The organism is Ancylobacter gelatini (assembly GCF_022601675.1).
GTDB classification, from domain to species: Bacteria; Pseudomonadota; Alphaproteobacteria; order Rhizobiales; family Xanthobacteraceae; genus Ancylobacter; species Ancylobacter gelatini.
This window is the reverse complement of record NZ_JAKVIL010000012.1, coordinates 161,715-171,791: the sequence shown is the minus strand read 5'-3', so window position 1 is coordinate 171,791 and position 10,077 is coordinate 161,715. Positions and strand designations below refer to the sequence as shown.

The 10,077-nt window shown below is 66.2% G+C and carries 9 protein-coding genes and 1 tRNA gene; 1 reads left to right on the top strand and 9 read right to left on the bottom strand.

All coding sequences use genetic code 11. The features are described from left to right. Positions 1-155: 155 nt before the first annotated feature. The 6 genes from MKI84_RS18720 to MKI84_RS18695 all read right to left on the bottom strand — a co-directional run bounded on the left by MKI84_RS18720 (position 156) and on the right by MKI84_RS18695 (position 7,972). Entirely contained in the window at positions 156-449 is a 294-nt protein-coding gene (locus tag MKI84_RS18720; protein WP_241621772.1) for an aa3-type cytochrome c oxidase subunit IV, read from the bottom strand. 86 nt (positions 450-535) lie between these two features. Beyond that, positions 536-1,903, bottom strand: coding sequence for an ABC1 kinase family protein (locus tag MKI84_RS18715; protein WP_241621771.1), 1,368 nt, complete (start codon positions 1,901-1,903; stop codon positions 536-538). A 60-nt stretch (positions 1,904-1,963) separates the two neighbouring features. After that, entirely contained in the window at positions 1,964-2,464 is a 501-nt protein-coding gene (locus MKI84_RS18710; RefSeq protein WP_241621770.1) for a DUF6790 family protein, read from the bottom strand. A 34-nt stretch (positions 2,465-2,498) separates the two neighbouring features. Continuing rightward, positions 2,499-3,440 carry a heme-dependent oxidative N-demethylase family protein gene (locus tag MKI84_RS18705; RefSeq protein ID WP_241621769.1) on the bottom strand — a complete coding sequence of 314 codons (942 nt, stop codon included), beginning with the start codon at positions 3,438-3,440 and terminating at the stop codon, positions 2,499-2,501. Positions 3,441-3,520: 80 nt separating this feature from the next. After that, positions 3,521-5,992, bottom strand: a complete 2,472-nt coding sequence (locus MKI84_RS18700) for a patatin-like phospholipase family protein (RefSeq protein ID WP_241621768.1) — start codon at positions 5,990-5,992, stop codon at positions 3,521-3,523. 126 nt (positions 5,993-6,118) lie between these two features. After that, positions 6,119-7,972, bottom strand: coding sequence for a M3 family oligoendopeptidase (locus MKI84_RS18695; protein ID WP_241621767.1), 1,854 nt, complete (start codon positions 7,970-7,972; stop codon positions 6,119-6,121). Between the two features lie 209 nt (positions 7,973-8,181). On the opposite strand from MKI84_RS18695, the gene MKI84_RS18690 reads away from it, so the two are divergent. Further along, positions 8,182-8,856, top strand: a complete 675-nt coding sequence (locus MKI84_RS18690; protein ID WP_241621783.1) for a histidine phosphatase family protein — start codon at positions 8,182-8,184, stop codon at positions 8,854-8,856. A 27-nt stretch (positions 8,857-8,883) separates the two neighbouring features. On the opposite strand, the gene MKI84_RS18685 is transcribed toward MKI84_RS18690, so the two are convergent. The 3 genes from MKI84_RS18685 to cpdR form a co-directional block, all read right to left on the bottom strand. Continuing rightward, positions 8,884-9,156, bottom strand: coding sequence for a hypothetical protein (locus MKI84_RS18685; RefSeq protein ID WP_241621766.1), 273 nt, complete (start codon positions 9,154-9,156; stop codon positions 8,884-8,886). A 294-nt stretch (positions 9,157-9,450) separates the two neighbouring features. Next, positions 9,451-9,525, bottom strand: a tRNA-Val gene (locus MKI84_RS18680). Between the two features lie 109 nt (positions 9,526-9,634). Then, positions 9,635-9,994, bottom strand: coding sequence for a cell cycle two-component system response regulator CpdR (cpdR, locus tag MKI84_RS18675; RefSeq protein WP_241621765.1), 360 nt, complete (start codon positions 9,992-9,994; stop codon positions 9,635-9,637). Between the last annotated feature and the right edge of the window lie 83 nt (positions 9,995-10,077).

Sequence of the window (10,077 nt, the reverse complement as noted above, 5' to 3'; positions counted from 1 at the left end):
TCCGCGTCCGACACCCCAGACGCCAACCCCGCCCCCGACGCAACAACAACCTCAGAACCAAGACCAACAAAACGCTTAACCGTCTCAACCGAACCCGAAACCCGGGGCTCAACCAAAACGTCTTCGTGCAGTACAGCAATGCGCATCGGATTATCTCAGGAGGTCGCGATGAGGACGAGCAGCAGCAGGCCGAGGAGGCCGATCTGCAGGCCGGGCTTGCCGGTCTCGGAGCTCAGGCCGATGATGGTGTTCGCGACCGCCGCCAGCGTGCCGAGGGTGAAAATGCCCCAGTGGCCGTTCACGCCGCCAATGGCGAAGGCGACCATGAAGCTGCACAAGGCGAGCGTCGCAACCATCGTCGACTTGACGAAGAAGCTGTAGGTCCCCCGATGCGCGGCGTAGTCGTTGCCGGCGGCGGTGGCGTATTCCGGCGCTCCGTGATCAGCCATGTCGGCCCCCTTCTTATGGATAATGCCCAGGTACCCACCGCTTTAACGGAAGACGCGCCGCCCGGCAACGCCGCGGCCCCTGCGGCTTAGCCCAGACCGGCCTTGGCCAGCGCGGCGCCTTGACGCGCCGCCACGCGCTCGACCGAGAAATCGGCGATCGCCTCCTCGAACAGCGCGTGGAAATTCAGCTCCGCCGCCAGATGCAGGAACACGCCGCCAAGGCCGATGGCGGCGCGGTCCATGAAGACGAATTCGCGCGGGACGCGCACCGGGCCCTTTTCCTTTAGGGCCTTATGCACCCGGAACGCCTCGCGCCGCCCATATTCGCCGGGCGCCACGCCGTCGGCGATGGTGCGCACGCGGTCATCCAGCAGTGGCCCATAGATGAAACCGGCCCAGATATTCAGTACCTCGATGAGTTCGCGGGTCAGGCCCTTGAAGCCCCAGGTTTCATAGGCGTGGACCACGCGGGCCTCGTCCCCGGCCTTGATCCCCTCATAAAGGTCGACCACGCCGCCGACGAAGCTCGGCGGGAAGATGCGGATGCAGCCATAATCCAGGAGATTGATGCCGCGCGCCTGCCCGCCTTGCTCGAACACGGTGTAATTGCCGAGATGCGGGTCGCCATGGATCACGCCGAAGCGGCTGAACGGCAGCCACCACGCCGCGAACATGGCGCGGGCGATGGCGTTGCGAACCTCCAGCGGCTCGCCGGTGAAGTCGAGCAGGCGGCGCCCCTCCAGCCATTCCAGCGTCAGCAGCCGGCCAGTGGAAAGCTCGGGCCGCACGCGCGGCACGCGCACGCCGGGCTCGTCCGCCAGCATGGCCGCATAGAGCGCGGCATGGCCGGCCTCGCGGCGGTAATCCAGTTCCTCGCGCACCCGCTCGCCGATCTCCTGCGCGATCTCCGTGGTGTCGATCGCCGGGTCCATGCGCCGGTGCAAGGCGAACACCAGGTCGAGCTGCTTGAGGTCGGCCTCCACGGCGGACTGCATGTCGGGATATTGCAGCTTCACCGCGAGCGCCGCCCCATCCAGCGCCACGGCGCGATGCACCTGGCCGAGCGAGGCCGCCGCCGCCGGCTCGCGCTCGAAGCTGGAGAAGCGCGCCATCCAGTCCGGGCCGAGTTCGGCCATCATGCGGCGCTTGACGAAGGCCCAACCCATGGGTGGCGCCTGGCTCTGCAGCGTGGCCAGCTCGGCGGCATATTCCGGCGGCAGGGCATCGGGAATGGTCGCCATGAGTTGCGCGACCTTCATGATCGGCCCCTTGAGCCCGCCCAGCGCGGCGGCCAGTGCGGCGGCATTGCCCTCGCGCCGGCCTTCCAGTCCCAGCATGCGGGTGCCGGCGATACGGGCGGCGACGCCGCCGACGCGCGCGCCGACGCGGGCATAGCGCGCGGCGCGGGCGGTCAGGCGATTGGCTTCGGAATCGGGTCGGTCGGAATCGGACACGCGGGCACCTCGCTCGCCTTCAACTGTCGTGGCAGGCGGAGAAGCGCAAGGCCGCGCCGGTCACAAAAGGCGGCGCGCGAAGCCGAAGAAGCGCTGGAGGACAAGAAGCCCGACCAGCACCAGCGGCGTGAGGAAATCGGTGTAGAGGATCGGCCCGGCATTGCCGGCGGCGTCATTCCCGGTCTCCGCGATCTGCACCACATGGCCGACGCCGGCGCCGCCGAGGAAGCCCAGCGTCACCACCGCCACCGCAGCGCGAAAGCCGGGCGAGCCGATAAACGCGCCGATCACGCCCGCGAGCCCGATGCCGAGATTGGCCATGCCGACCTCGAACTGGAACGGGCTCGGCGCCCAGCCGATGGAGGCCGCCGCCTGCTGGGCGAAGAACACATGGCCGAGAAACGCCCACAGCCCCATCAGCCCGACCGGCAGCAGCAGAATATAGCGCAGCAACTGCTCGATCACCCCGCCAACGCTGATGGGTCGCGGGCCGCGCCAGACAAACAGCGCTGCCAGCACCAGCGCCGCCAGCCAGCTCAAAAGCGGAAACCAGAAAACCATCGCGCGCCCCTGCCCTCGCCCTTTTCAGCCGAGACTAGACACTCGCTTCGGCCGCTTCCAGCGTGACGCGTTCCAGCGCGCGGACGATGGCGTCGCGATGCTGGGTCAGCGCCTTGTAGGCGAGCTGCTCGGCGTTCAGCTCCAATATCTGCTCGCGCAGCGCGTTCGCGAGCCTGCCGCCTTCCGGGTGGCGGCGGAAGGCGTCGAACGGATCGACATGAACGCGGATGCCGAACAGCACGTCGCCGCTCTGCGGAAGCCGGCGCAGGGTCTGGCGTTCGACGCGGACGAAGGCTTCCGGCGCGAGATTGGCGGGATCGTCGAACCAGTCGCGCGGCCGCTCCTTGGATTCGGGGTGATGCAGCGTGTCGTCGGGATAGATCGACCAGTTCACCCGCCAGACCGGCTGCTCGACCTTCAGATGATCGAAGATGCGGTTCATGACCATCGCCATCTTGCCGGGATAGCCCGGCACATTGGCGTGCAGCCCGTCCAGCGTCGCGCCAAATTTTTCGGTCAGCGACCAGGCGGAGGGAAAGCACAGCACGGCCGCGACCAGCCGGTAGCCGGCCTCGCTTTTCCGCAGGATCAGAAGGTCGTCGGAGACGATGCGGCCGGCGAGGACGAGGGGCGCCTCGTCGGGGTCGTCGAGATCGACGGTGAGTCCGGCCGGCAGCACGCTGAGGCGTCGCCCGTCGAGGCGGTAGAGATCCGGGAAGCGCTCCAGCACATGGGCGACTACCAGATCGAGCACCTCGCGCTGCGCGGTACGGGTGCCCGCCTCCTCGCGAAACACCACGTCCCGCTTGTCGCGGATCAGTGCCGCTCGCTCGGCAAGGGTACGGGCGAGATGGCGGTCCGGCTCGATCCAGTTGTTGAGGTCGAGCTGGGCGAGAGCGACGGTGAACGGCTTCTTCGTCCCGTCGAACGGCGTGTGGGCGAAGGGCGTCGGCGCGAGGGATGTGGCGGCGGGCATGCTTTCGGGATCCGGCATCAAAGCGCGTTTGTCCCTCGCCTGCCCTCGACGAGGCAAGCCCTTATTTAGGGCAATGGCAATCAGAAGCGGCGCCGCACCACGGGCAGGTGCAGCAGCTTGACCACCTCCGCCAGCAGCGGATCGTCAGCGGCGATGCTCTCGACCTCGCGCCCCGCCTTCTCATGGCCCTCGCCTTCGCCTGCCGAGGCCACGAACAGCCGGTCCTTGCCGGAGAACAGCCGGTTCGCCATGTGGAAACCGAGGGCGCGGTAGACCTCGAACTGTTCCTCGCTGAACAACTGGTCGATTGTGGTCTGGTGCGGGAAAGAGGGGTTGCGTGCCTTGTAGGCGCGGATCAGGTCGTTCTCGTCCCCGGTGAGCGAGGATTTGAGGTAGACGAGGATGCCCTCGGAAGCCTGCCTCGCCGCTGGGTTCTGCGATGTCGGACGCCCGGGATACATAACCCGCCCGATCGCCGCATGCGGGCCGGGCGTGGCGGCTCCTCCAGCATCGCAGGACTTCGACGCGCGGGCGATCGCCTCCCACGGCAGATCGATACGCACGCCGAGATCGATACGCGCATGCTTCTGCAGGGCGACCAGCGAGGAAAAGCGGTAGTCAGCATCGGATTCGGCATCGACCACCACGATCAGCCGGCAGCGCCTTCGCAGCAGTTCGAACAGGCCGAGATTGTCGATATGGCCCCCGTCGGTAATGTAGACCTTGGGGCCGGTCTCATCGAGCAGGCCGAAAGCCTCGGAAATGAAATAGGTCCGCCGGAGCAGGCGCGACCACACGGTCAGTTCGTCGCGGAGCCGGGCGATGTCTTCGCGTTTCGCCGCGCCCATCGGATTGGGCAGCCAGTAACCGAGCCGCGCATTGAGCAACGCCAGCGTCGGTGTCAGCGGCGCGAGGCTGTTGGCGCCCATGTTGGAGGAGAACGCCGCGCCCGACGCCGCCATGGCGGTGCCGAGATCGAGCGCCGGGTCCTCGGCCATCATCGCCTCCGTCCGCCGATAGCCGGTGGCGGCGCTGCCGACATAATTGCGGCTGAACAGGAAGAAGTCCGCGTTGCGCCCGCGCTTGTTGATCTCCCGCGAGGCCTGAATGTTCACGGCCGTGTTGATCAGCAGATAAGGGGAGGCATCCTCGGCAAGCCCGATGGGAGAGGCCGCCATCGTGGCACTCGTCTCGCCGGGCTTAGGGCGATCGGTCAGTTGGAAACGGTCGATCGACGCGACGGTATCTCCATCGACACGGACCAGAAACGCCGCGCTTAGGCGGTCACGGTAGAGCCGATGCAGGGAGTTCGCATTATCCTTGAACAACTGCCCGATCCCGAAGATCACCAGCCCCGCGCCGATATAAGCCGCCGCCCACCAGCCGGGTGGGTGGATCGACGCGCAGTTCCACACCGGGCAGACCGGCGGCAGCGCCCACGCCGCCAGCAGCACCACCGCCAGCCACAGCAGCAGCGGCAGGATCGCGGCTCCCAGCCACAGCACCGCGATGCCGGTGAAACGCGCGAGTAGCGCGCTCACCCCCGGTCGGCCCGCCAGCTTCTCGACCAGCGCGACCATGCGCGGGGCGAGAAAGGCGAACAGTGTGGCGAATGGGGCCAGCGCCGTGGTGAAGACCGCAAGATCCCAGCCGGCGGAGCGGCTGTGCGCCGCAAGCTCCGCGACCCATGCGCTGAACGCCACGACAGCGATGGCGCCGCCCCCCATTAAGGCGACGCTGAATACGCCCAGCAGCCTGCCGCCGATCTCGTTCGGCGAGCCGCGCAGCGAGCGCTGGATGCCCCATAGGATCAACGCCAGAACCAGCAGCGCGGCGAGCCATACCAGAAGATTCGAGCCGGCTAAGCGCGCATACAGGACCACCAATGCGGCAGCGCCCAGCAGCGGCGGCAGCGTGAGGAACAGGTTGACCGCCAGGCCGCGCAGATAGATCGCGATCGACGCGACAACCGCGCCGGGCGACGAAAACAGATAATTGGAATGGTCGCGAAGATGGCGCACTGCCGGCGGCTCGGCGGTCTCGAAGGTGCTGCGGAAAGGAAAGGGCAGCGGCTCCGCTCCCGTTTGCCCGGCCGTCATCGCGGCGGCGAGGCTGCAGCCGAGATAGCCGCCGCCGGAAACCGTAGAAAGATAATCGAAGCGATCGAAGACCGACAGGCTGACCTCGTCGGCCCCGCGCGGCGCGTTGGCGAGCAGGAGCGGGTCTTCACGCGGCTTGCCGAGCGGCGAGAGCGTGAGCTGGCGCAGCGAATCGAGGGCCTGCACCACACCAAGGCACACCGCCGCCGAACGTATGCCCCCGCCGGAGAGCGCGAGGCCAAGAAGATCGACATTGTCGTCGCTGGCGGCCGGGAGATCGGCCGGATCGCGCAAGCGCCGCCGCCGCATGATTTCCTTCAGTTCGACCTGCACCACGCGCGCATAGGTGAAGGTGAAGGTCGGATGCTCGGGATCGTCCGGCAGCGCCGGGGGCGGCTCGCCCCGCCACAGACCCGACACCTCATGCCAGAAACGCCGCACCCATCCCGCCATCGCCGCCTCCCGATCCGCGACGATGGTAGTATATGGACACGATCCTGCAATCTGAGATTGCTAAATCCCGCCGACCCGGCAGCCGGCAGGATGTGGCCTAGCACAAAAGGAACGGGCGCGCGCCCGTCACTCCTCCATCGCCTCAAGCTCGGCGATCATGCGCTCGATCAGGTTGAGGCCGGTCTGCCAGAACACCGGGTCGCGGGCATCGAGGCCGAACGGCTTCAGCAACTCCGAGTGGTGCTTGGTGCCGCCGGCCGCCAGCATGGCGAGGTAGCGCTCGGCGAAGCCGTCCGAGGCGTTCTCGTAGACGGCATAGAGCGAGTTCACGAGGCAGTCGCCGAAGGCATAGGCATAGACATAGAACGGCGAATGGATGAAGTGGCCGATATAGACCCAGTAGGCCTCATATCCCGGCCCGAGATGGATGCTGTCGCCCAGACTCTGCGACTGCACGTCCATCCAGATTTCGCAAATCTTCTCCGCGGTCAGCTCGCCATTCTTGCGCTCGGTGTGGATGCGGCGCTCGAAAGTGTAGAAGGCGATCTGGCGCACCACGGTGTTGATCATGTCCTCGACCTTCGAGGCCAGCATCGCCTTTCTCGCGCGCGCATCCGGCGCGGCGGCGAGCAGGCGCTGGAAGGTCAGCATCTCGCCGAACACCGAGGCGGTCTCGGCGAGCGTCAGCGGCGTCGGCGCCATCAGCGCGCCGTTCGGCGCCGCCAACACCTGATGCACACCGTGGCCCAGCTCATGGGCGAGCGTCATCACATCGCGCGGCTTGCCCATGTAGTTGAGCAGCACATAGGGGTGGGCCGAGGGCACGGTGGGGTGCGCGAAGGCGCCGGTCGCCTTGCCCGGCCGCACGCCGGCATCGATCCAGCTCTTGTCGAAGAAGTTGCGGGCGATGTCGGCCATACGCGGGGAAAAGCTGGAATAGGCGCCGAGCACGGTATCGCGCGCCTCGTCCCAGCCGATGGTGCGGGTCTCGACCTTGGGCAGCGGGGCATTGCGGTCCCAATATTCCAGCTTGTCCTTGCCGAACCACTTGGCCTTGAGCTTGTAATAGCGATGGGCGAGGCGCGGATAGGCGGCGTGCACCGAGGACACCAGCGCATCGACCACCTCGCGCTCGACGCGATTGGCGAGATGGCGGCTATCCGCAATGTCCTGGAAGCCGCGCCAGCGGTCGGAAATATCCTTGTCCTTGGCCAGCGTGTTGGTGATCAGCGTGAACAGACGCAGATTATCGCCGAACACCTTGGCGAGCGCGTCGGCGCCGGCCTTGCGCTTTTCCGCGTCCGCCTCCGCCAGATAGTTGAGGGTCTGCTCCATCGGCAGGCTCTGCCCCTCGACCTCGAAACGCAGGCCGGCAATGGTCTCGTCGAACAGCCGGTTCCACGCGCTGCGGCTGGTCACGCCCTTCTCGAGGAAAAGCTGCTCGATGCGGTCGTCGAGCTGATAGGGCTTTTCCGCCCGCACATCCTCGATCCAGGGGCGATACTTGCCGAAGGCCGGGTCGGCGAGCGCGGCTTCCATCTTGGCGTCGTCGAGCCGGTTGAGTTCGAGCGTGAAGAACAGCAGCCGGGTCGAGGCCTCGGTGAGCTTTTCCTGCACGTCGCCATAGAACTTGGCGCGAACCGGGTCGGTGGTATCGCCCGAATAGACGAGGCCGGCATAGGAATAGAGCCGGCCCAGCAGGTCCTCGATCTTCTCGTAGCGCGACACCACCACCGCCATCTGGCCGCCGGCGTCCGGGCCGTCGAGCATCTCGGCGAAGCGGCCCTTATAGGCCTCCTCGAAGGCCGCGCATTCGGCGGCGGCATTCTGCAGATCCGCCGTAAGCTCCGGCGAGTCGAGGCCCGGATACAGGTCCGACAGGTCCCATTGCGGCAGGGAGCCGAGGCCCGAGGCGGGCGCGGCGGCGTGGGCCGCGGGCGAACGGGGCACGAGGCGGAACGGGTCGAGGCTGCGGGACATGGTCACTCCGGCGGGAAAGGATCTTCAGCGACTGATATCGTGTCGAGGGCTACGGTATCAATGCGCCCGGACCGAGTTCGTTCATCGCGCCCGCCGCCGGCTCCTTGCCGTCGCCGGCCGGGCGAGACATTCTGGGCGGTATCTCAGGGGGCGCGGGGGCGTGTATGTTCGGGGTGCTGCGTATCGGAATTACGGCTCTCGCCTTGGCTATGCTGGGGCTGGGAGTGGCGCAGGCCGCGCCCAAGCGCATCATCATCGTACGCCATGGCGAGAAGGGTGGCCCGCTGCATCTGTGCAGCATAGGCAAGGAGCGCGCGCAGGCGCTTGCGGCGCAATATCTCAGCCCGACCGCCGCGATGAGCCTGATCCGGAACGATCCGCCCGCCGCTTTTCTCGCGATGACGCTGCACACGGTGGAAACCGCGCGGCCGATCGTGAAGGCGTGGGACATGAAGCTGGTCGCGCCGGCGATCGGCTATGTGCCGATCCGCAACACCCGCTATTTCAACGCCAAGCTCAATAAGGTGAACCAACGCGTCGCCCGCGACCTGCTGGAGAATCCGCGCTGGCACGGCAAGACGGTGGTGATGGTGTGGGAGCATTTCCACATCGCCAGCGAGGCGCTGGAGAAAGAGTTCGCCGGCGAGCCGGCAACGCTGCGGCAATTGCTGCGCCTCGACGAAATCAAGGGCGCGAAGGTGCCGAAGACCTGGCCGGATTCGAATTTCAATTTCTTCTGGATACTCGATTACGACAGCCCGACGGCGCAGGTGCCCACGCGGTTCTCGACCGTGCGGCAGTTCTTCGCCCCGCCCTTCGCCAACCTGCCCTCGAACGACTGGGGCGCGCCGGAGCCGCTGCCAGCCGGTTCCGGCTGCAACTGATCCGGCGCGCCCCGATCGGCGTGCGCGTCAGTCGACCGCGCGCTTCAGCGTGGGGATGGGCGCGTTCTTGCCCCGATAGAACGGGTGGAAGAACGGCTCATACATCGGCGTGCCGGCATTCTGGCGGATCTGCTGGCGACGCACGCGGTCACGCTCCCAGACGTCGCGCTTCTCGACACTGCCGAGACGCTGCTGCTGCTCGCCCGGCACCGAGGCGGCATCAGCGGAAATCGAGGGAAGAGCAACCGAAAGCAACACACCCACGACAAGCGCAGGGACACCTGTTTTGGTCGAGATCATTTCTGCCTCCCGTGAACATTCATCTGGCAGAACAACGACGCACGCGTGATTTGGTTTCCTGAGCCGCAATTTTCATAACGCCCGATTTCCAAAACGTCTCAATTTTCGAACAGACCCCGGCCGGCGACGCGAGCCGCAACCGCGAACGGAATCATGAAACCATTTGGAACCTTGCGGAATTCGTAGGCCGGGCGCGCGTCTGGATCGACGCGACATCAACCGGCTCGCGCGCAAGAGCGCCAACGCCGGGGGAGCCCCAGCGGCGGTTGATCATCACTATCGGTAAGGGTGGAATGGTGGGCGCGACAGGGATTGAACCTGTGACCCCCTCGATGTCAACGAGGTGCTCTCCCGCTGAGCTACGCGCCCATTCCGCAGATAAGTCGTCGAGCGGGGCTTCCCTATATCGAACCGTCCGCCGCTGCGCAAGCACCTCCGAACAGGCGATGCACGGCCTGTGGAAAGGCCGGAGAAAAAGTCACGCAGCCAGCATCTTGCCGACCTCGTTGACGAGATCGCGCAGGTGGAACGGCTTGGAAAGCACCTTGGCGTCCTTGGGCGCCTGGTTGTCGGCATTCAGCGCGACCGCTGCAAAGCCGGTGATGAACATCACCTTGATATCGGGATCGAGCGCGGTCGCCTTGCGGGCCAGCTCGATGCCGTCCATTTCCGGCATCACGATATCGGTCAGCAGCAGCTCGAACGGCTCCTCGCGCAGCCGGTCATAGGCGGAGCGGCCATTGTCGAAGGAAACGACGTCATAGCCCGCATTCTGGAGCGCCTTGACGAGGAAACGACGCATGTCGTTGTCATCTTCGGCCAGCAGGATCTTCAGCATCCCATGCACCCTGATCTCAAACTCCGGGATGAAAACCGCTACTCCGGAGACAGTCCCCGATTAGCGGTTCCACCCCTTGCTTG

Bases quoted from the DNA above. Each gene is read 5' to 3' on its own strand.
- cpdR (WP_241621765.1), bottom strand. From the start codon at position 9,994: ATGCTGAAGATCCTGCTGGCCGAAGATGACAACGACATGCGTCGTTTC.
- MKI84_RS18685 (WP_241621766.1), bottom strand. From the start codon at position 9,156: ATGATCTCGACCAAAACAGGTGTCCCTGCGCTTGTCGTGGGTGTGTTG.
- MKI84_RS18720 (WP_241621772.1), bottom strand. From the start codon at position 449: ATGGCTGATCACGGAGCGCCGGAATACGCCACCGCCGCCGGCAACGAC.
- MKI84_RS18700 (WP_241621768.1), bottom strand. From the start codon at position 5,992: ATGGCGGGATGGGTGCGGCGTTTCTGGCATGAGGTGTCGGGTCTGTGG.
- MKI84_RS18705 (WP_241621769.1), bottom strand. From the start codon at position 3,440: ATGCCCGCCGCCACATCCCTCGCGCCGACGCCCTTCGCCCACACGCCG.
- MKI84_RS18695 (WP_241621767.1), bottom strand. From the start codon at position 7,972: ATGTCCCGCAGCCTCGACCCGTTCCGCCTCGTGCCCCGTTCGCCCGCG.
- MKI84_RS18710 (WP_241621770.1), bottom strand. From the start codon at position 2,464: ATGGTTTTCTGGTTTCCGCTTTTGAGCTGGCTGGCGGCGCTGGTGCTG.
- MKI84_RS18690 (WP_241621783.1), top strand. From the start codon at position 8,182: ATGCTGGGGCTGGGAGTGGCGCAGGCCGCGCCCAAGCGCATCATCATC.